This window comes from Vagococcus fluvialis (genome assembly GCF_048815235.1).
Classification (GTDB): Bacteria; Bacillota; Bacilli; order Lactobacillales; family Vagococcaceae; genus Vagococcus.
Genome location: NZ_JBMEAO010000008.1, coordinates 112228 through 133578, shown reverse-complemented (window position 1 = coordinate 133578; position 21351 = coordinate 112228). Strand labels below are relative to the sequence as shown.

At 33.4% G+C, this 21351-nt stretch carries 24 protein-coding genes and 1 riboswitch; of the genes, 18 read left to right on the top strand and 6 right to left on the bottom strand.

Annotated features, from left to right (window positions below; genetic code table 11):
• Positions 1-69 precede the first annotated feature (69 nt).
• The 8 genes from pfkA to ACODH8_RS07045 all read left to right on the top strand — a co-directional run bounded on the left by pfkA (position 70) and on the right by ACODH8_RS07045 (position 7267).
• Complete coding sequence (gene pfkA / locus ACODH8_RS07080; RefSeq protein ID WP_332465236.1) at positions 70-1032, top strand: 6-phosphofructokinase; 963 nt, start codon at positions 70-72, stop codon at positions 1030-1032.
• A gap of 50 nt (positions 1033-1082) precedes the next feature.
• Positions 1083-2837, top strand: a complete 1755-nt coding sequence (gene pyk, locus ACODH8_RS07075) for a pyruvate kinase (protein WP_332465237.1) — start codon at positions 1083-1085, stop codon at positions 2835-2837.
• Positions 2838-2958: 121 nt separating this feature from the next.
• Positions 2959-4143 (top strand): MFS transporter, encoded by a 1185-nt coding sequence (locus tag ACODH8_RS07070; RefSeq protein WP_332465238.1) that lies wholly within the window; start codon positions 2959-2961, stop codon positions 4141-4143.
• Between the two features lie 39 nt (positions 4144-4182).
• A complete protein-coding gene (locus ACODH8_RS07065) occupies positions 4183-4899 on the top strand; it encodes an AzlC family ABC transporter permease (protein ID WP_332465239.1) in 717 nt (238 codons plus the stop codon).
• Positions 4886-5221: an AzlD domain-containing protein gene (locus ACODH8_RS07060; RefSeq protein WP_332465240.1), complete on the top strand. Its 336-nt coding sequence runs from the start codon at positions 4886-4888 to the stop codon at positions 5219-5221. Before ACODH8_RS07065 ends, ACODH8_RS07060 begins: the two co-directional genes overlap by 14 nt.
• Positions 5222-5234: 13 nt before the next feature.
• On the top strand, positions 5235-5777 hold the full coding sequence (locus ACODH8_RS07055) for a GNAT family N-acetyltransferase (protein WP_332465241.1): 543 nt from the start codon (positions 5235-5237) through the stop codon (positions 5775-5777).
• Positions 5778-5837: 60 nt separating this feature from the next.
• Positions 5838-6710 carry a S1 RNA-binding domain-containing protein gene (locus ACODH8_RS07050; protein ID WP_332465242.1) on the top strand — a complete coding sequence of 291 codons (873 nt, stop codon included), beginning with the start codon at positions 5838-5840 and terminating at the stop codon, positions 6708-6710.
• Between the two features lie 104 nt (positions 6711-6814).
• On the top strand, positions 6815-7267 hold the full coding sequence (locus tag ACODH8_RS07045) for a Fur family transcriptional regulator (protein WP_332465243.1): 453 nt from the start codon (positions 6815-6817) through the stop codon (positions 7265-7267).
• Positions 7268-7298: 31 nt separating this feature from the next.
• Here the strand turns inward: ACODH8_RS07045 and ACODH8_RS07040 are convergent, their stop codons facing one another.
• The 5 genes from ACODH8_RS07040 to ACODH8_RS07020 all read right to left on the bottom strand — a co-directional run bounded on the left by ACODH8_RS07040 (position 7299) and on the right by ACODH8_RS07020 (position 10950).
• On the bottom strand, positions 7299-8168 hold the full coding sequence (locus ACODH8_RS07040) for a hypothetical protein (RefSeq protein ID WP_332465244.1): 870 nt from the start codon (positions 8166-8168) through the stop codon (positions 7299-7301).
• A gap of 12 nt (positions 8169-8180) precedes the next feature.
• Positions 8181-8852: a class D sortase gene (locus ACODH8_RS07035; RefSeq protein ID WP_332465245.1), complete on the bottom strand. Its 672-nt coding sequence runs from the start codon at positions 8850-8852 to the stop codon at positions 8181-8183.
• Positions 8846-9415 carry a hypothetical protein gene (locus tag ACODH8_RS07030; RefSeq protein ID WP_332465246.1) on the bottom strand — a complete coding sequence of 190 codons (570 nt, stop codon included), beginning with the start codon at positions 9413-9415 and terminating at the stop codon, positions 8846-8848. Before ACODH8_RS07030 ends, ACODH8_RS07035 begins: the two co-directional genes overlap by 7 nt.
• 189 nt (positions 9416-9604) lie before the next feature.
• Positions 9605-10186: a DNA-3-methyladenine glycosylase I gene (locus tag ACODH8_RS07025; protein WP_332465247.1), complete on the bottom strand. Its 582-nt coding sequence runs from the start codon at positions 10184-10186 to the stop codon at positions 9605-9607.
• Between the two features lie 14 nt (positions 10187-10200).
• A complete protein-coding gene (locus ACODH8_RS07020; protein ID WP_332465248.1) occupies positions 10201-10950 on the bottom strand; it encodes a hypothetical protein in 750 nt (249 codons plus the stop codon).
• A 158-nt stretch (positions 10951-11108) separates the two neighbouring features.
• Here ACODH8_RS07020 and xerD point away from each other — a divergent pair, with 158 nt between their 5' ends.
• From xerD to ACODH8_RS06990, 6 genes are all read left to right on the top strand, one after another.
• Positions 11109-12005, top strand: coding sequence for a site-specific tyrosine recombinase XerD (xerD, locus tag ACODH8_RS07015; RefSeq protein ID WP_332465249.1), 897 nt, complete (start codon positions 11109-11111; stop codon positions 12003-12005).
• Positions 12006-12020: 15 nt separating this feature from the next.
• Entirely contained in the window at positions 12021-12767 is a 747-nt protein-coding gene (locus tag ACODH8_RS07010) for a segregation/condensation protein A (RefSeq protein WP_332465250.1), read from the top strand.
• A gap of 10 nt (positions 12768-12777) precedes the next feature.
• On the top strand, positions 12778-13380 hold the full coding sequence (gene scpB, locus ACODH8_RS07005; RefSeq protein ID WP_332465251.1) for an SMC-Scp complex subunit ScpB: 603 nt from the start codon (positions 12778-12780) through the stop codon (positions 13378-13380).
• On the top strand, positions 13381-14100 hold the full coding sequence (locus ACODH8_RS07000) for a pseudouridine synthase (protein WP_332465252.1): 720 nt from the start codon (positions 13381-13383) through the stop codon (positions 14098-14100). It abuts the gene before it with no gap.
• Between the two features lie 62 nt (positions 14101-14162).
• Positions 14163-14298: riboswitch (FMN riboswitch) on the top strand.
• A gap of 129 nt (positions 14299-14427) precedes the next feature.
• Positions 14428-14997 (top strand): ECF transporter S component, encoded by a 570-nt coding sequence (locus tag ACODH8_RS06995; protein ID WP_332465253.1) that lies wholly within the window; start codon positions 14428-14430, stop codon positions 14995-14997.
• 279 nt (positions 14998-15276) lie between these two features.
• Positions 15277-17151 (top strand): acyltransferase family protein, encoded by a 1875-nt coding sequence (locus ACODH8_RS06990; RefSeq protein WP_332465254.1) that lies wholly within the window; start codon positions 15277-15279, stop codon positions 17149-17151.
• A 26-nt stretch (positions 17152-17177) separates the two neighbouring features.
• Here the strand turns inward: ACODH8_RS06990 and ACODH8_RS06985 are convergent, their stop codons facing one another.
• Positions 17178-17390, bottom strand: a complete 213-nt coding sequence (locus ACODH8_RS06985) for a ferredoxin (protein ID WP_332465255.1) — start codon at positions 17388-17390, stop codon at positions 17178-17180.
• Positions 17391-17417: 27 nt separating this feature from the next.
• Between ACODH8_RS06985 and ACODH8_RS06980 the strand changes: the two genes are divergently transcribed.
• The 4 genes from ACODH8_RS06980 (at position 17418) to cmk (ending at position 21341) form a co-directional block, all read left to right on the top strand.
• Positions 17418-18470: a helix-turn-helix domain-containing protein gene (locus ACODH8_RS06980; RefSeq protein ID WP_332465256.1), complete on the top strand. Its 1053-nt coding sequence runs from the start codon at positions 17418-17420 to the stop codon at positions 18468-18470.
• Positions 18467-19906 (top strand): RecQ family ATP-dependent DNA helicase, encoded by a 1440-nt coding sequence (locus ACODH8_RS06975; RefSeq protein WP_332465257.1) that lies wholly within the window; start codon positions 18467-18469, stop codon positions 19904-19906. Before ACODH8_RS06980 ends, ACODH8_RS06975 begins: the two co-directional genes overlap by 4 nt.
• Before the next feature lie 58 nt (positions 19907-19964).
• Positions 19965-20606, top strand: a complete 642-nt coding sequence (locus ACODH8_RS06970) for a LysM domain-containing protein (protein WP_332465258.1) — start codon at positions 19965-19967, stop codon at positions 20604-20606.
• Positions 20607-20669: 63 nt separating this feature from the next.
• Positions 20670-21341 carry a (d)CMP kinase gene (gene cmk, locus ACODH8_RS06965; protein WP_332465259.1) on the top strand — a complete coding sequence of 224 codons (672 nt, stop codon included), beginning with the start codon at positions 20670-20672 and terminating at the stop codon, positions 21339-21341.
• Positions 21342-21351: the final 10 nt, after the last annotated feature.

The following is a 21351-nucleotide window of genomic DNA, read 5'->3' as shown; positions in this document are numbered from 1 at the left end:
TGAATTTAAGTATTTTATACATAATCAAACTAGTCTTATTAAATTAGTTGAAGTGAGGGGAATACGCTTATGAAACGCATTGGTATTTTAACAAGTGGTGGAGACGCTCCTGGAATGAACGCTGCAGTTCGCGCGGTAACCAGAAAAGCGATCCATGAAGGAATGGAAGTATACGGAATTAACTACGGTTACGCAGGTTTAGTAGCTGGAGATATTCGTAAATTAGATGTACCCGACGTGGGTGATATTATCCAAAAAGGTGGTACTTGTCTTTATTCTGCCCGTTACCCAGAATTTGCTACTGAAGAAGGTCAATTAAAGGGAATTGAGCAATTGAAAAAATTCGGTATTGAAGGTTTAGTTGTTGTTGGTGGAGATGGTTCTTACCACGGCGCACTAGCTTTAACAAAACGAGGATTTCCAGCAATCGGAATTCCAGGGACAATCGACAATGATATCCCAGGAACAGATTATACAATTGGATTTGATACAGCGATTAACACTGTATTAGATGCTATTGATAGAATTAGAGATACTGCAACATCTCATGTTCGTACATTTATTATTGAAGTAATGGGACGTGACGCTGGAGACATCGCTTTATGGGCAGGTGTTGCTGGTGGAGCTGATGATATTATTATTCCAGAGCACGACTTTGACATGGCACAAGTTGCTAAGAAAATCCGTGCAGGACGCGACCGTGGTAAAAAACATTGCTTAATTATTTTAGCAGAAGGTGTTATGCCAGGTAGTGAATTTGCAAAACAACTTGAAGTTCATGGAGACTTCCATGCACGTGTATCTGTATTAGGACACATTGTTCGTGGTGGTTCACCAACTGCTCGTGACCGTGTTCTTGCAAGTAAATTTGGTTCATACGCTGTAGATCTTCTTAAAGAAGGAAAAGGCGGATTATGTATTGGTAGCTTAAACAACCAGTTAGTAGCTGCAGATATTGTAGATACATTGGAAAATAAAAAACACCAACCAGATTTAAGTTTATATGATTTAAACCATCAAATTTCATTTTAATTTGTGGATCTAAATAGCATTAATAAAAAAACTATTAGGGAGCGTTTTTGATGAAAAAAACAAAAATTGTTTGTACAATTGGTCCAGCTAGTGAAACGGTTGAGACTTTAGTAAAATTAATGAATGCTGGAATGAACGTAGCACGTTTAAACTTCTCACATGGAGATTTTGAAGAACATGGTGCTAGAATTAGCAACATTCGTGAAGCTGCAAAAATTACAGGCAAAACGATTGCTCTATTATTAGATACTAAAGGTCCTGAAATTAGAACCAACAACATGAAAGATGGTAAAGTGGAATTATCTACTGGAGACACTGTTCGTATTTCTATGACAGAAGTTGAAGGAACAAAAGAAAAATTCTCAATCACTTATCCTGAATTAATCAACGATGTGGTTGTAGGAAATCATATCTTACTTGATGACGGTTTAATCGACTTAGAAGTTCTTGAACTTGATAAAGAAAATAACGAAATCGTTACTAAAGTATTAAACGAAGGAACTTTAAAAAATAAAAAAGGTGTTAACGTACCTAACGTAAGCATCAACTTACCTGGTATTACAGAAAAAGACGAAGCTGATATCCGTTTTGGTATCCAAAATGATGTTGACTTTATCGCAGCAAGTTTTGTACGCCGCCCAAGTGATGTTTTAGAAATCACTAAAATTTTAGAAGACGAAAATGCAACTCACATTCAAATCGTTTCTAAAATTGAAAACCAAGAAGGTATTGATAACTTAGATGATATCTTAAAAGTATCTGATGGTTTAATGGTAGCTCGTGGGGACTTAGGAGTTGAAATTCCAACTGAAGATGTTCCTGTTGTCCAAAAAGAAATGATCAAAAAATGTAACGCTTTAGGTAAGCCAGTTATTACGGCTACTCAAATGTTAGATTCTATGCAACATAACCCTCGTCCAACACGTGCAGAAGCAAGTGACGTGGCGAACGCTATCTACGACGGAACAGATGCTATTATGTTATCTGGTGAAACAGCAGCAGGGGACTACCCAGTTGAATCTGTTCAAACAATGCATAACATTGCTGTACGTACAGAAGGTGTATTAGGGGACAGAGATGCATATGCTCTTAAACTATACAAAAAAGCTGATATGACAGAATCAATCGGACAAGCAGTAGGACATACTGCTAAAAACTTAGGAATTCAAACAATCGTTGCAGCAACTGACTCAGGTCACACTGCTCGTATGATTTCTAAATACCGTCCTAAATCACATATTGTAGCTGTTACTTTCTCTGATAGAACAGCTAGAAGTTTAGCTTTAAACTGGGGTGTATTCCCACAAGTTGCTGAAAAACCATCTAACACAGATGAAATGTTTGTATTAGCAACAGAAGTAGCTAAAAACACAGGTTTTGCAAAAGAAAATGATTTAATTTTAATCACTGCAGGAGCTCCTATTGGTCAAAAAGGAACAACTAACTTAATGAAAATCCAATTAATTGGAACTGAATTAGGTAATGGTCAAGGAATCGGTAACGCTACAGTTACTGGTAAAGCTTTCGTTGCAACTTCAAGCGAAGAAGCTGTAAATGGAATGGTTGAAGGATCAATCTTAGTTGTTAAAACAACATGTAAAGATTACATGCCAGCAATTGAAAAAGCATCAGCATTAGTAGTTGAAGAAGGTGGATTAACTTCTCACGCTGCAGTTGTAGCTATTGCTCAAGGTATTCCAGTAATCGTTGGTGTTGAAAATGCAACTACTGCAATCGCTAATGATATGATGATTACAATTGACCCTCGTCGTGGCAACATCTTCGAAGGTGAATCAGCATTTTAATGAGATTTAGTTAAGAGAAAAAGGGATTATTTCCCTTTTTCTTTTTTTTTAGGTAAAAAAATTGGCTTTTATCCCGTCAAATAGTGTAAAATAATCTGGATTGAAGTTTTGGAGGGAGTATATGAAAAATAGAAATAGCATGCTTTATTTAGCGATAATGAATTTATTTATCGTTTTTCTAGGTGTGGGATTAGTGATACCAGTAATGCCTATGCTACAAGAGTCAATGCACTTATCAGGAACAACTATGGGATTGTTAGTTTCTGTCTTTGCGATTGCTCAGTTAATAGCATCACCTATTGCAGGTAATCTGTCAGATAAATTAGGAAGAAAAAAACTGATTTCAGTTGGGATGTTAATTTTTGCCATCTCGGAATTGATTTTCGGTTTAGGACATACAGTCAGCTGGTTATATTTCTCACGAGCATTAGGAGGAATTGCAGCGGCTTTAATTATGCCTTCTGTTACAGCTTATGTAGCAGACGTTACAACGATAGAGGAAAGACCTAAATCAATGGGACTTGTTTCAGCTGCTATTAGTGGTGGCTTTATTATTGGACCTGGTTTAGGAGGGTTCATTGCCAATTTCGGTATGCGTGTACCTTTCTTCGTAGCAGCTTCTTTAGGATTAATTGGCTGTATCTTAGCAGTGATTGTTTTAAAAGAACCAGAGAAAAAAATAGTTCATGGTCAAGTAGTTGCTAAAGGATCTTTTATGGAAGTTTTAAAAAATCCAGCCTTTACTTTCCCATTTGTTGTTATTTTGATTTCATCATTTGGTTTACAATCTTTTGAGTCGATTTATAGTATTATGGCTGTCATAAATTTCAATTTTACAACAACTGAAATTGCGATGATTATAACAGTCAGTGGTTCATTAGCCTTATTTTTCCAAATTGTTTTCTTTGATAAATTAATTAATTTATTAGGAGAAGTTGGTTTAATTAGAATTTCATTTTTCTTAAGCGCTATTTTTGTAGCGGTTATCGCTTTTACAGATCAAAATTGGGTAGTAGTGGTGTCTACATTTATCGTCTTTTTAGCTTTTGATTTACAAAGACCGGCCATTACAACTTATTTATCCAAAAGAGCAGGAAATATGCAAGGAACAGTTAATGGCTTGAACTCAACATTTACAAGTTTTGGTAATATTTTCGGTCCAATGGTAGCGGGTTCATTATTTGATATTAATCATTTCTACCCATACTACGTGTCATCATTAATATTACTTGTCACATCATTCTTATCTTTATTATGGAAAAAAGATGTGATTGTTGTCTCAGAAACCACACAAGAAGAAGGATAATATCCTTCTTTTTTATTATAAAAAAATGGGGGTTGTGTGATGAATAAAACATATGATAAGGGATATCAAAGTTTTCAGGAAGGTGTCATTGCTTGTATCCCAACAGTGTTAGGCTACTTCGGGATTGGTTTAGCAGCAGGGATTTTAGGTAAAAGTTCAGGGCTTTCAATTATGTCGATTGTCTTAATGTCAGCTATTATTTATGGTGGGAGCTCACAATTTATTATTATCGGAATGTTAATGACGAATAGCCCTGTGTCAGCCATTGTGTTTACGACTTTTTTGGTGAATGCAAGACACTTCTTAATGAGTCTATCAGTTGCGGAGTATTTTAGAGATTTTTCAATACCTAAATCAATTGCGATTGGTAGTTTACTAACAGATGAATCTTACGGCGTTTTAATGAATCCGATTATGAACGGAAAACAAGTTTCTTTTCAGTGGGTCAACGGATTAAATATGACAGCCTATCTAGTCTGGATATTATCAACCTTAGTTGGTGGTTTAGTAGGAAATTTGATTCCCAATCCTGAACAATTTGGTTTGGATTTTGCTTTAGTGGCGATGTTTATCGGCTTAGTTGTTTTACAAATAGATGGGGAACTAAAGAAAAATACGGTTAAAACGTTACTGATTTTAGGCAGTGTTGTGTTAAGTGTTTATCTGTTATCTCACGTGATGAGTATGGAACTTAGTGTTTTAGCAGCGACATTGATTGGTTGTGGGATGGGAGTGTATTTAGATGGTAAAAAGTGAATTATGGTTATTTTTAGTGATTTTAGCTTGTGGTCTAGTGACTTGGTTACCACGGATTTTACCTTTTATCTTTAGTAAGAAGATGACGTTCTCTCCTTTTTGGAAAAAATTTATGTCATACATCCCAACCTGTATTTTGACAGCCTTACTAGCCCAAAGTGTTTTGGTAATCAATAAAGGCGGTTTAACAACCATTAATTTAGAAAATCTTATGGTTGCACTTCCAACAGTCTTAGTTGCTTTTGTGACTAAAAGCTTAATGTGGACTGTGGTATTTGGAATTATTGCTATGACACTAGTAAGGTATTTAGGACTATTTTAGAAGGTGATTAAAAATGAAAATAGAAAAAATAGGTCTCGAAGAAATGGAGATGTTGTATGCTAATCATTTGGTACATGACTTTCCTCAAAATGAATTAAAATCGTTTGAGACAATAAAAAAATCCTTCAATAATCATCAATCTGAGTGTTTGGTTTTGAAGGATAACAAAAAGATAATGGCTTATAGTGTATTTGCTTGGAAACACCCAGAAGTGAAGATATTAGAATATTTTGCTGTAACAAAAGAAAATCGTGGAACTGGCATGGGTTCCTTGATGATAAGTATGTTGATGGATTACTTGACAGTTAATGAATTGATTATTGAATCAGAAGATCCAAGCATTTCAATAGATGAAAAAGAAAAAGAAATCAATCAAAAGCGGTTATCTTTTTACAGAAAAAATAACTTTAAAGAATCAGGTTTGAAATTAAAATTAGGTGACGTTCATTTTATTATTTTTAGATATCATAACCAACTCACTAATGACGAACTTTTAGAAGAAATAAAAGCTATTTACCACATTACTTCACCAAATATGGAAATCTTAGCTTATTAATATGGTTATTGATTTAAAACTTATGGTATACTAAATTGAATTTGAAAGGATGAATAAGATATGAATGAATTGCTAGGAAATGTATGGCATGGGATGGTCTTTGATGAAAACGATCATAGTTATTTTGTCCAAAAAAATGGGATAACGTTTCTTTTAGATAAGGCTGAAGGTGAGCAAACAATCGGTAACATGGTTGAAGGATTTGCTTACCAAAATCAAAAACAACAAAACCGTTTTACGACAAACATACCAAGTATTAGAAAAGGACATCAAGGATTTGCTGAAGTTATTGCTTCACGAAAAGATTTAGGTGTCTTTGTTGATATTGGCTTAGGAGACAAGGAGATTGTTGTGTCAATGGATGAACTTCCTGAGATGCGTCAATTATGGCCTAAAAAAGGAGATCAACTACTAGTTAGCTTAAAAACAGATGAAAAAGATCGTCTATGGGCAACTTCAGCTGATGATGTTGATTATTTAGCTATGTCAAAAGCAGCAACAAAAGAAGAAATGCACAACAAAAACGTTACAGGAATTGTGTATCGTTTAAAAATGGTGGGAACATTCTTCATTACAGAAGAAAAACACATTGGTTTTATTCACCCGTCAGAGCGCTTTGAAGAACCTAGATTAGGTCAAAAAGTAGAAGGGCGTGTCATTGGGGTTAGACCAGATGGTATGTTAAACGTTTCTTTAAAACCAAGAGGCTATGAAGTCATTTCATCGGATGCACAAATGATTTTAACTTTCTTAGAACGTTCTGAGTTTGGAAAGATTCCATTTACAGATAAATCAACACCTGAATCAATTAATGAGACATTTGCTATCAGTAAAGCTCAATTTAAACGTGCTTTAGGTTCATTAATGAAAGAAAAGATGGTTATCCAAGAAGATGGTTGGACCGTTTTGACTAAAAAGCCAGAATCTAATTGAGAATAATTGCAATTCTATTTTATATAAATTATAATTAAAAGTGTAGTTTTAAAATAAAACTAGTTTCAGATTATAATTATTATAAAAAGGAGTGCTGAACTCCCATGGAGAACACAATTGATTCGCTAATAAAAATTAAAAAGAAATTACAAGAGGCCAGTTATAAATTAACTCCTCAACGAGAGACAACTGTACTTGTTTTACTTGAAAATGAAAAAGATCATCTATCAGCTGAGGAAATCTATATGTTGGCTAAATTAAAATCACCAGAAATTGGTTTAGCAACTGTTTATAGAACCCTAGAAATGTTAACTGAATTAAAAGTATTAGACAAAATCAGTTTTACCGATGGCTTAGCAAGATACGATATGCGTAAAGAAGGTGCTAAGCATTTCCATCATCATTTACTTTGTTTAGAATGTGGTGATATTGAGGAAATTGAAGATGACTTACTTTTAGAAGTTGAAAAGGTTGTTGAAGAGCGTTTTAAATTTCAAGTGAGTGACCACCGATTAACGTTCCATGGTGTGTGTCAAAAGTGTCAAAGTAACTCTTAAAAAGAAAAAAATAAGAGGCTACCTATTGAGGTTAGCCTCTTTGTTTGCGTTCGCGTCTAAAACCGCGTAGTTCTAATTGTTTATATGACTTGTATGAAAAAATACTGAGCCCAATTCCAATTACAAGAAAAACACCGCATAATGATATATTTAATAACTGTGGCTGCTTAAATCCTTCGAATAACCAATTATTTAAGTTATCATCAAAAATCGATAAGGATCTAATTGGGTTATAACGGTAGAAGAGGTAACTACTTAAAAGTAGAAGCATACTTGAACTTGAAAAGAGATAAGCTAAATTTCTGACAAAAACATGGGTATAACGATCAGCTGCCAAGTAATTAAATAGGAGTAAAACAGCTAATAAAATAAGAGAACCGTAGAGGACCATATTGCTAGCTTGGTTAATCAGATTAATTCTAAGGCCGAAAGTTGAGATAATTTTATTTCGAATTGAGCGGTCATAAATGTGATAAGCCTGGTTAACAAATTCATTAACGCTTTCTTGGTTAGAGGCATCAATAGCTTTCCCCGTTTTATCTGCATAGGCTGTAATAGCGTCTGAAATACCTTTTTTGATGTCATCTTGTTTGACCATGTAAGGAGCGCCGTTAAGGGTATTTTCTAAAAAGTGGTTAAAATCTTGAGCCACTTGTTCTTCTTTAATGACTTGTTCCAGTCCATCTGCTGTAATGCCGCTAGCTAGACCTAAATCTTGAATCCCTTGATTAATCGTCTCTGTTAGTGCTTTTGTGTAGCCACTTGTCTCAGTTGTTTTTTCCCAATGAGTGGTGGATAGAAGAGACACTTTTAAAATCATCATCTGACTGGCAATAATCAAGCAAACAATTGCTAGTAAGGTTAATAAAAATTGATACAATGAACCTATTTGTTTTTTCAAAAATGTCCCTCCTTAATTATCCAAATCAATCATCTTACCAGAAATACGCTCAGCGTAAACAAATAACCTATCTTCTGTTAATCCAATCATGCTAATAGGGTAGCAAGTGTATAAGATTAACTGATTGTTATCTGATTTTTCATAGAGAGACTCAATCGCTTGTTTATCGTTATATTTTAGTACTTTTTTTTCTTTTACTTCATATTCATAGGTTTCGTAACTGGTTTTAATTGAAATCGTCTCACCAACTTCAACTTGATCTAAAATAGCTAAATCAGCCGTGTTGTGACCACCGATTAATGTTGTGCCAGGTTCTCCAGGAAAAACACTCCCATTGAAATGACCGACACCAGTTCTCAAATCATCCAAGGAATCACCATAGATTAATTTAGCTTCGATATTGTGTTTATTCACTACAACGGCGCCATATTCAGTTCCTAAAGTTGGGTATTCCACTTGACTTGATGGGATTTTATCATTTATTGGAGTGATATCTTTTGCTTTATCTTCATTAAAAATGGATTTTTGAGCCATTTCTTCTTTATTAGTGACTGTTACAGCGTTAACAAGTAGAGTTGCAGTATCTTTAAAAGGAAGTATTAAGATGTACAGAATTACTGTCGCTGTAAGAAAAAAGAGTACTGGCATATAAAAATATGCCAGTACTCTTTTATTTATTAACAATTAACCTCTTTTTTACGAGATAAGATACCTGTTACTAATGTTAATGAGAACAGACCAATAATTGTAATAATGGCATTAGTCATAGTGAAACCTGTTGTTTTAACAACTGGATTTTTACTATTTGTTGGTACAAAGACAGCTTGTCCTTTGTTGTTAGTAATGTTTCCATTACCATCAACAGATAAATCTAGAGCTTTAGCAGCTGCTAAAATATGATCTAAGATTTGGTTTTGAATATCTTTTGGTAATTGACTTAACAAATCTTCAAGACTTGTTGCTGTAATACCAGCAGAATTATCAATAACTAGTTGTCTTGCGGCATTAATATGACCAACAACTTCGTCACAAGTAGCTTTGTCGTAATCGTTAGCTTTTAATTCATTCTCAGCTTGTTGAATATCAGTAGCAGAGAAATAAAATGTTTGACCTTCTTGAGTCGTCACACCTTGATTAAGTGCATCTAGAATACGTTGTTCGTCGCTAGAGATTGCTCCAGCTGCATTTGCTGCTAATGGTGCCATAAACACTAAGAAAGCAAATGCTAGTGCAAAAAGTTTTTTCATGTTTTGTTTAACCCTCCTTTAAAAGTATAACTAAGTATATCATAAGACGTATTTTAAAAAAAGGTTCAAAAAGAGTTTATTTTTAATGTTTTATCTATTTTTATGAATTAAATAAAAATAACAGAAAGTATTTAACTGGATATCAGTAAAATACTCTCTGTTTATCTAAATAGTTGCTTATTAATTAAGTTATTTTGAATAAGACTCTAAAACTTTTTGGTGAATAGGACATGTTGTTAAGTGATCATTGACCATGCCGATACTTTGCATAAAAGCGTAAACGGTAGTTGGACCAACAAACTTAAATCCTTTTTTTTTTAAATCTTTAGCTATTGTTTCTGCTAAAGGAGTGAAGCCAGGAACCTCTTCGATTAATTTAAAATTACTTTGAATCGGAGTGAAATCAACATAGTTCCAAATAAAGTCATTAAATGAGCCGAATTCTTCTTGAATAGCTAAAAAACTCTTGGCGTTAGCTACTACTGATTTTAGTTTTAACTTGTTACGAATAACACGTTCATCTAACAGTAATTGTGCTAATTTTTCTTCAGAGTAACCTTGAATAATAGTTGGGTCAAATGAATCAAAAGCTTCTGTCATGCCTTGTCGTTTGGCTAAAATAGTTGTCCAACTTAGGCCAGCTTGCATTGTTTCTAAAATCAACATCTCAAAAAGTAAAGAATCATCGTGTAAAGGAAATCCCCAATGTGTATTGTGATACTCAAGTTCTAATGAACTTCTATTTGCCCAAGGGCAGATGTGATCAGTCATGTTAATTGCTCCTTTTAATGTGATTGATATAACTCATTAAAATGATAACGATCAATATAAACAGTTGGATTAACAACATAGTCACTTTTGTCAAAATAAATAAGTTGTTCACTAACTAGGCCGTTAACTAATTCGTACTCAATAGGTATTTGAGCTTGGACAGAAAAAGTTTTATCAGCTCCGATAAAATTAACTGTTGCAAGGGCAATCGGTTTTAAGGGTTGCTCCTCGTAAAAGATAGTTATCGATTTTAAGACATCTTTTGATGTTTTATCGTAAAAATCAATAGTCTGTGTTGCCAATGATTGATTGTCTAAAATAAGGTTTATTTTTTTTGAAGATAAGGGTTGTAATTTAACTAGTTCAAATTCTTGATTCAATAGTCGTTTGGCTTTTGAATCGGTTGAAAAAAATTGTTGTGAGGCTAATTCGGATAAGTGTTCATCTACTTCTTGGAACAATGCTTTTTCTTTTTCTTTCACTGATTTACTAATTGAATGGTAAACAGGAAGGCAAATGATATAAAAACTAATCAAAGAAATAATGAAAAAATACATAAAAAAAGCCCACCATGGATTCTTAAAATGAATCGTACTAAACATGGATAGCACAAAAACGATTGGAATATCTAAAATAATTGATATTTTAAATAGGATTTTCTTTTCTTCATAATAACTGGTTAAATTTTGATAATAAGTATCATTTTTTACCTTAATTAACTCAAACAAATGAAGATTTTGATAGTCCTCTTGAACCGGTAACAAATAGCATCACACCCTTTATTTTGACAATATATCTATTGTATATTCTATAGAAATAAAAGTCCATCTGATTTTGAAAAAATAAAATAAGTTAACATAATAAATATAGTAAAGGAGGGAGAAAACTGATAGAATAGATTAGGCTAAGCGAGGTGTGAAAAATGGAAACTCATTTAGAGGAGTACTTACATTATTTAAAAATAGAACGTGGTTTATCGGATAATACGATTCAAAGTTATCAGCGAGACCTAAAACAATACCTTCTTTTTTTAGCAGAAGAAAAAAAAGAAGATTGGGAGGATATTGATCGATACTTGGTCCTAGACTTTTTAGAACAATTACGTAATGAAGGAAAATCTTCAGCAACGATTATTCGAATGGTCTCAGCATTAAGAAAATTTCATCAATTTCTACGTCAAGAACGCTATACAGATAACGATCCTATGCAGCATGTGGATACGCCAAAAAAACAACAAAAATTACCTAAGACATTGTCCATTAAAGAAGTTGAAAAAATCATTGAAGCTCCTGACACGTCAGATATCTTAGGCATCAGAGATAGAGCGATTTTAGAGTTGATGTATGCAACTGGACTTAGGGTGTCAGAGTTAATCACTTTAAAATTAGATGATTTACATTTATCTTTAGGATTGATTCAAACCCTTGGTAAAGGGGACAAAGAAAGAATTATTCCAATTGGTGATCAAGCAATTAATTGGATTAATATCTATTTAGAGAAATCACGTCCAGAGTTATTAGCAAAAAATAAAAAAGAAAAAACGAGAGTTCTCTTTTTGAATTACAAAGGAGAAGGATTTTCAAGACAAGGGATTTGGAAAAATTTAAAAGTGTATGTGGTTCAAGCAGGAATTGAAAAAGAAGTGACCCCCCATACCTTAAGACATAGTTTTGCGACTCATTTACTGGAAAATGGTGCTGATTTAAGGGTTGTTCAGGAATTATTAGGTCATGCTGATATTTCAACAACTCAAATCTACACGCATATCAGTAAAAAAAGAATGGCTGATGTCTACAAAACCTATTTTCCAAGAGCTTAGAATAGGATAATAAATATGAAAGAATTAAACGTAAAATTAGATATTTTTGAGGGACCGCTTGACTTACTCCTTCATTTAATTAAAACATTAGAAATAGATATCTACGACATTCCGATTGCTGAAATTACGGAGCAATATATGTTTTATATCAGATCAATGAAAGAGCTTGATTTAGAACTAGCCGGAGAATACATTGTCATGGCGGCAACGCTAATGGCAATTAAAAGTAAAACTCTCTTACCAGTAACCGAAGTTAGTTATGATGAGAGTGACTATTTAGAAGAGGTCGATCCTCGTGAAGAGTTAGTGGCTCAATTACTAGAGTATCGTAAGTTTAAATACGCAGCTGGCGTTTTAAAAGAAAAAGAAATTGAGCGCGGTAAGTATTATACAAAAGAAGCTGTTAACTTAGATGAATACAAAGAAACAGTTGAGCCGTTAGCGCCAAATGAAGTGACAACGATTGATTTGTTTTTAGCTTTTAGTGACGTTCTAAATCGTCAAAAAGAATTAGAACCAATGGAAACCAGTATTGTGGCAGAAGAATTCAGTATTGAAGACAAAATCAATGAAATTACTAGTCGCATTTTTAGGTTAAACGCAAAAGAAGGCTTAACTTTTGAATCTTTATTTTTTGTTTATAGTCGCAATGAAATTGTCACCACTTTTATGGCTGTTTTAGAGTTAGTTAAGTCTGGTGTAGTTATTGCCAAACAAAAACAAGTCAGTGAACCAATTGTTTTATATAAAAGAGAAGATTGAGAGGGATAGTATGTCAGTTAATAGTCAAATAGAAGCCTTGTTATTTGTCTCAGGTAATGAAGGTTTAACGTTAACCGAGTTGTCCCTAGTATTAAATGTTTCAACAGCAACAGCTTATGACGCCGTGATGGCTTTGAAAGATCAATACGAAACATCTGAAATCAGTGCTTTAACGATTTTAGAAGTGGGCGACCGTTTTTTATTAAGTACCAAAAAAGAGTATGCTTCGTTATTAAAAGAGTTTGCACAATCAGCAATTAATCAATCCTTATCCCAAGCAGCTTTAGAGTGCTTGTCGATTGTGGCATATAAACAACCAATTACGCGTTCTGAGATTGAATTATTAAGAGGAGTACAATCATCTGGTTCTGTCCAAAAATTGGTCAGCAGACGCTTAATAGAAGAAAAGGGAAGAGTTGAAGGGCCTGGTAGAGCTATTCTTTACGGAACAACACCTTATTTCTTAGATTATTTTGGCTTAAAATCAACAGAAGAATTACCACCAGTTGAACAATTAGAAGAAAAAGCAGAAAAAGAAATTCCAAATGATTTGTTTTTCGACCGCTTTAAAGAACAGTTTGAAAAATTAGAAGAAGAACAGGATGAAGAATAAATGGAAAGATTACAAAAAGTAATGGCTCATAGTGGCGTAGCTTCACGAAGAAAGTCAGAACAAATGATATTAGATGGCCGTGTTTCAGTTAACGGTAAAAAAGTAACAGAATTAGGGCACAAAGTTGGAAATCGTGACTTAATCGAAGTTGATGGAGTTCCAGTTTACCAAGAAGAACCCGTTTATTTTGCTTTATATAAACCAAGAGGCGTTATTTCAGCTGTTAGTGATGATAAAGGAAGAAAAGTAGTTAATGATTTATTCCCAGGAGTTAGCGAACGAATTTTCCCAGTTGGCCGTCTTGACTATGATACGTCTGGTTTATTGATTATGACTAATGATGGTGAATTTGCTAATATCTTAACTCACCCAAAACACGAAGTTAATAAAACTTATGTAGCAAAAGTTAAAGGTGTAGCAGCTAATGAAGAGTTAAGAATGTTAGCTAGAGGTGTGAAGATTGATGGCAGAAAAACAGCGCCAGCAAGATATAATATTTTATCAACGGATCGTACTAAGGGAACAAGTATTATTGAGTTAACTATTCATGAAGGACGTAATCACCAAGTTAAGAAAATGCTTGAAGCAGTAGGATTCCCTGTTCTTAAATTAAAACGTGAAAAAATTGGTTCTCTTGATTTAATCGGTTTAACATCAGGTAGATACCGTGAACTAAGTAAAAAAGAAGTCAGTCAGTTATTAGTTGAGGCAAAAGGTTAAGCTAAAAGACTTGAATATTATTTTGAGTTAGTTATAATTAAGATGTAAAAAAAATAAAAAAAGGTCGTCTTCACGGGCAGGGTGTAATTCCCGACCGGTGGTAATAGTCCACGAACTGAGTGATAGATAGTTTATCATTTGGTCGAACTGGTGTAATTCCAGTACCGACAGTTAGAGTCTGGAGTAAAGAAGATAGGGCTTATTTGAGAATAACATCAGATAATGCACTGTTTTTTTGTCATGCTCTTGTGAGAGATATGGCGAGGAGACAGTTTTTTATTTATTCTTAAACATGTCTGAAGATGGTCCTAATAGGAGGATTTTCTTATGAAAAGAAGAAAAACAGAAAAAATGGTTGTCACTGCACTACTTGCGTCATTCTCGTATCTACTATTATTTTTAGAGATACCAATTTTACCAACTTTTGGTTGGTTAAAGCTTGATTTTAGTGATATTCCTATCTTAATTGGTTCATTTGTTTTAGGGCCATTAGCAGGAATAACCATTGCATTTATCAGATCGCTGCTTAATTTTATGATGAGTGGTGGGGATGTGTTAAGTTTTATTGGAAACACAACAGGATTTATAGCGTCCGTTATTTTTATGTTACCAATTTACTACATGATAAAGAGAGAAAATAACAACAAAAACTTAATTATTGGGATGGTAATCAGCTCTAGCTTACTAACGATTTTTATGTCGATTGCCAATTATTTTGTGATTACCCCACTATACATTACCCTACTAGGGATGGATTTTGGTATCCCGATTGCACAAATGGTATTATACGGTATCGTGCCATTCAATATCATTAAAGGGATTGCAGTAAGCGTGGTATTCTTTATTACTTATAAAAAATTAGTTCCAAGTATTGAGAAAAAAATGAGTTTGGTATAGATAAAAAGATGAAAAGGTTTGGTCGATAACGGACTAAACCTTTTCTTTTTTTGTTTTATATTTCAAATATTTCTATTAATGTAAAAATTTGTTATGCATTCTCAATAAAAAGGTATTAATCATAGATATTTATGAGAAAAAACGTTTATTTTTCACTGAAAATTCATAAATATAAAATAATAAAAGTAACATAGTAATTTGTTTGTAATAATTGGTGTAATTCTTGTAATGATATGTTAATATATATTACATAGAAGTAAAGTAGATGAGGGGAGTCGTATGCGAAACAAAAGAAAATACATAACGGGCATTGATGGTTTACGTTCAATAGCTGTTATAGGTGTTATTTTATACCATTTAACTCCTCGCTTTATGCCAGGAGGATTTTTAGGCGTCACGCTGTTTTTTGTCATTTCGGGTTATTTAATGACCGATATACTCTTAACGGAGTGGCAAGAAAGGCAAAAAATTGGGTTAAAACAATTTTACGTGAAACGAGCCAGAAGGATTTATCCGTCACTGTTTGTTTTATTCATTGTGACAGGAAGTTCCTTTTTATTTATATCAAAAGATTTATTGAATAATTTTAAACAAATAGTTACAAGTAGTTTACTGAATGTTAATAATTTTTGGCAAATTATGAACGGTTCTTCTTATTTTGACCGATTTGGGAATGAATCTCCATTTACACATTTATGGTCCTTATCAATAGAAGGGCAATTTTATTTAATCTGGCCAATTCTAGTAGCGTTTTTAGTTTACAAACAGAAAAATCATCAACGATTATCTCGTTTTATTCTATTTACAACAATGCTTTCTGGAATATTGATGATTGCTTTTTACAATCCTGATAATTTAAATCGTTTATATTATGGAACAGATACACGACTCTTTTCTATCTTAATTGGAGCTTATCTAGCTATCTATTTACGTGACCATGAGAAACGAATAGCAGCTCTTTCAGAAGGCGTGAAGCTAACTATCTGTATCGCCTCGATTATTGGGATTGGAACTAGCTTTATTTTCCTTAAAGATAGTAATCCTTTTGTTTATCAAGGATTTATGTTTATTTTCAGTGTCATGAGTGCCTTATTGTTAGGTGTTGTGATAGCTTCTGAAAAAAGTAATCGACTGCTAACCAATCCGTTATTCAAATGGATCGGTACAAGAAGTTATGAAATCTATTTATGGCAATTTCCAGTTATGATTGGTTATGAAAAAATGATTAAGTGGGATGGCAGTAATGTGTGGTTCCATCTATTATTACAGTTTGTCATGATTTTACTTTTATCTGAATTAACATATAGACTAGTTATGTGGTTTAGACATCATGTTGTCTTTAGTAAAGAATGGTTTTCTAAAGTGGTTACTACTACTAAAGGCAAAACAGGTCTTGGTTTAACGGCAGTTCTTTTAGTCACATTTGTTGTGAGTCTAGCTGTTGCGCCGTCCGGAAGAACTAATGCAAGTGTAGCCTTAGAGAAGAAACTTCTTGATAATCAGAAGATGATTGAAAAACAAGAAGCAACTAAGGAAAAGGAAACAAAAGAAACGACAACTAGTAGTGAGACTAAAACAAGTGAAACAAAAGAAAGTCAAACAAAAGAAGAGACAGAAAAACCTAAGCAACCAGATAAAGATTTAATTAAATTATCTGATAAAGAAACTAATTATTTAAAAACTGTGGACTTTAGTGCCATTGGTGACTCGGTACTATTAAGTGCAGCCCCAGAGATAAAAGCTATTTTTCCAAGTAGTGAAATAGATGCAGAAGTGGGTCGTCAATTAATGGATAGTGAACCAGTCTTTAAAAAGGCAAGTAAAGACAACAAATTAGGTGATGTGGTTCTTGTTGTGTTAGGAACTAATGGTAGTTTCACAACTAAAGAAATGGAAGATATTATGGCGTATCTTACAGATAAAGAAGTCTTTTTTGTTAATACAATGGTTCAAAGACCATGGCAAAAGGCAGTTAACGAAGAGTTAGCTAAAACAGCTAAAAATCATGAGAACGTTCATATTATCGATTGGAAAAAGTATTCAAATGGTATGGCTGAGTGGTTTGACGTGGATGATGTCCATTTAACACCAGTTGGAGCTGAAAATTTCTCTTATTTAATTGGTAAGGAAATTTATGATGTGTTAAATAAATAGTAGAAAAAACGAGGATAACTTTTTAGTTATCCTCGTTTCTCTATTTCAATGGCTCTAGTAGGGCAACTTCGGTAGGCTTCCAGTAAATCTTCAGGGACAACTTCGCCAATTTCGAATTCTTTTTCTTCTGAATCAATCAGTTTAACAATCCCATTATCGTAATAATCGAATATTTCAGGGGCTTTGATTTGGCAAAGACCACACGCAATACATTTTTTTGGTATAATTTTACATAACATATAAAAAACTCCTTACTGAGGTGACACATGACATTTTATCATTTATTTATTTTATCTTGCTTTAAAAAGCATCAAGAGATGCGTTCATCTACATTATATCATTTATTAAAAGGAAAAAGAACCTCATCTATTTTGTCTTATGGCTATTTTTACGGTTGTTTACCTTACTTCTCCTTATTTCCAAAGCTAGTAGAAGTAAGTTATCAAAAGGTTCTAAGTGACTGTGTATCAGCAGGTTTTCTTAAAGAAGGCGAGAAAGGTTACTACGTATTGACTGAGACAGGAGCAAAAGAAGTGAGGAAATCAGAAATACCAGATTTGTCAGAACTTAAGCAATTAAACTACTACAAATGGGATATTTCTTTTTTTGATCGTTTAATGTTTACCTCTCAAGTCGTCTCTGAAAAAAGCCATCATAATAGAGCTTATGTTCCAGTTGAGGGGAATTTATTTAAGCAACAACGCCTGAAATTATGGTTAAAAAATCAAGATAATACGTTAGAATACGCTTTTTATAAGGAATGGGAAAGAATTGTAGATGAGATGCCTAAAGAGTCTCACAAAATGATTTTGGGCCAATTAACAGGCTATAATCATCGTGGCTATACGTTAAGCCAGTTAGCAAAAGAGGAACAATTTGATACGATTCACTATTATTTATCTTTTAAACATAATCTTCACCAATTTATCACGATTATTCGAGATAATCATAGCGATTTTCCTTTGTTTTATTCTTTATTAGAAGATGAAATAGCTCTAACTAAAGAAGATAGTTGTTTAAAATCAGCGAAATTATTTAGTGAGGGTTTCTCTTTAGAGGAAATCGCTCAGATGAGACATTTAAAAGTCAGCACAGTGACAGATCATTTAATAGAAGACTATATTATTAATCCCTCTGAATCTAAACTACAAACTTATTCAGAAGAAAAAGAACAGGCGCTGGCTTTATTTTACCAAGAGCAGCCTAATTTTTACCGTTGGGTATTTAAAGAAGCGTTATCGTACGCACCTAGTTTGACATTTTATGAGTTTAAATTTTATCAATTTCGCCTAGTTGAGGAAGGGAAATCGCATGTATGACTGATTTAAAAACATTTTTACAACAAAAATTTCATTTTTCTTCTTTTAAGGAAGGACAAGAAGAAACGATTCAGTCTTTAATTGAGGGCAATGATACGTTTACCATTTTACCTACAGGAACAGGGAAATCACTGTGTTATCAACTGCCAAGTTACTTATTAGAAGGACAAACGATTATTGTTTCTCCTTTAATATCATTAATGGAAGATCAAGTTTCTCAGTTAAGACAAATGGGCGAAAAATCTGTGATTGCGATTAACAGTACCTTAGATTTTTCATCAAAACAATACGTTTTAAACCATTTAGAGTCTTTTAAATTTATCTTTCTAAGCCCAGAAACCTTAAATCAGCCTGAAGTTTTAGCAAGGATGAGAGCTTTGAGAATTGGTTTATTTGTTATCGATGAAGCGCATTGTATTTCTGAATGGGGCCACGATTTTAGACCTAGTTATTTATCCCTTAAAAAAAACTTAGATATCTTAGGTTCCCCCTTAACGTTAGCACTAACCGCAACGGCGACTGATAGTGTTAAAGAAGACATTAAAGGGCAGTTATTTGTGAATAATCAAGTTCAAGAATTTTTTTATTCGGTGAACCGGGAAAATATTTTTTACGAAGTGGCTTGTTGTGAAGATAAAGTTGCCTTTTTAACAGAATTTCTAGCAGAGCGAGACATGCCTGGCATCATTTATTTTTCTAGTAAAAAAGAAGCAGAACGAGTGAGTGGGGTGTTAAATGACACTCTCCCTTATCCAGTGAGTTATTATCATGGTGATTTATCCAGTAGTGACCGAGTGAAAATTCAACAACAGTTCATTCATGATGAAATTAGAGTGTTATGTGCCACAAGCGCCTTTGGTATGGGAATTAATAAAGAAAATGTTCGTTTTGTCATTCATTATCATTTGCCTGATAGTTTAGAAAATTATGTCCAAGAGTCTGGACGTGCTGGGAGAGACCATAAACAAAGCTTGTCGATTATCTTATATCAAGGAGGAGATGAGCGGATTCATCATTTTTTACAAGAAGAAAGTTTTAATCAGAAAAAAGATTTATTGTTTTTAAGAGATAAAACGAAGGAACAATTAAAAGACTACCAACACCTGTTAACGGATACTCAGAAAAAATGGTTACTACAATTGGAAGAATCTGATTGGGATTGGGAAAATTTTGAAGCCTCTATTAATCTAAAACAATTCGAAAAAAACAGTAAGATGAATGCTATGACTTATTTTATTAACACAAAGACATGTAGACGCCAATTTATTCTTAATTATTTTAGTAATGACTTTAAAAAAGTGTCACAAGATAACTGTTGTGATAATTGCCAAGTAGATAGAGTTGAACTTTTTTCAGAAATACCTCTATTAAAGAATGAAAAAGAAGAATTTGATGCCAAAAGCCTATTAAAAAAACTATTTTTAAATAAAATTTAAAGATTTATCAGATATTATGTGATAGAATAAATTCAGAAGTTTTTGAGGAGGTAAATAAGTGAGTAGAAAAGACAAAGATGAATTAAACGAACAAGAACCTTGGGATCAGCCAATATATGAGGACCAAGACCAAGGAGAAGATGATGGTTCTTCAAGAACTAATCGTCGATACAAAGAAGAAGGGAAAAACTGGTACGTCATTATTCTAGTTATCCTATTGTTCTTGATTGTATTAGTTCCTGTTTCAGCAATTCTCTATTTTAATATGAGTACAAAAATGAATGAAGGAACAGCTAAACAAGATAAAATTGTTGTTGAAAGTAGCTCAAAAGAAAAAGTAACAAAATCTTCTTCGAAAGAAAAAGAAAAAACTTCTTCTACAACGACAGAGAGCTCAACACCAGCTTCATCTTCAAGTAGCTCAAGTAGTAGTTCTTCAAGTTCTTCAACATCATCAACATTTAGAGATGTAGAAGTATCACCTGAAGAAGCACAAAACAACCAAAACATTGCTCCAGAAGGCGGACAAGTAGCTCCTGCAGGTGGCGGTTCAGTTGTGAACTACGGTGAAGGCGATTCAACAAGAAGTTTATGGAAAATTGCTACTGAAAATGGTATGACTGTAGATGAACTTTATCAATTAAACCCAGGAATTGACGCAACAAACGTTCAACCTGGTCAACAAATTAGAGTTAGATAATAAAAAGTCGTCCTGTGACGACTTTTTATTTTAGGGCAAAATCAAAGTAAGGGTGTTTAGAAAATGAAAAAAACGATTCAAATAGCAATTGATGGGCCAGCTTCAGCAGGTAAGAGCACAGTTGCTAAGATATTAGCTAAAAAGAATGGCTTTATTTATTGTGATACAGGAGCAATGTACCGAGCATTAACATTAGCTGCGATTACTAAAAATATTGACTTAGATTCAGAAGAAGCATTAATGTCTTTATTAAATGACATTAAAATTAGTTTCACTCAAGAAGAAGATGGCCAACATGTTCATTTAAACGATGAAGATGTAACTTTAGCGATTCGTAACAACGATGTGACTAATTCAGTTTCAAAAGTATCAGCATATAAATCAATTCGTGAAGAAATGGTTATTAGACAACAAGATATTGCTTCATCTATGAGTATTGTAATGGATGGCCGTGATATTGGAACAGTTGTGCTACCAAATGCTGATTTGAAAGTCTTTCTAGTGGCTAGTGTGACAGAAAGAGCTGAACGCCGTTATAAAGAAAACCAAGCTAAGGGTATCGAAACTGACTTTGAAAGTTTAAAACAAGAAATTGCTGATCGTGATCATTATGATTCAACACGTAAAAATTCTCCCTTAGTTCAAGCTGAAGATGCTATTTTAGTAGATACTTCGGGTTTAAGTATTGCAGAAGTCGTTGAAAATATCGAAAAATTAATGAAAACACTTTTTTAATTAACGAAAA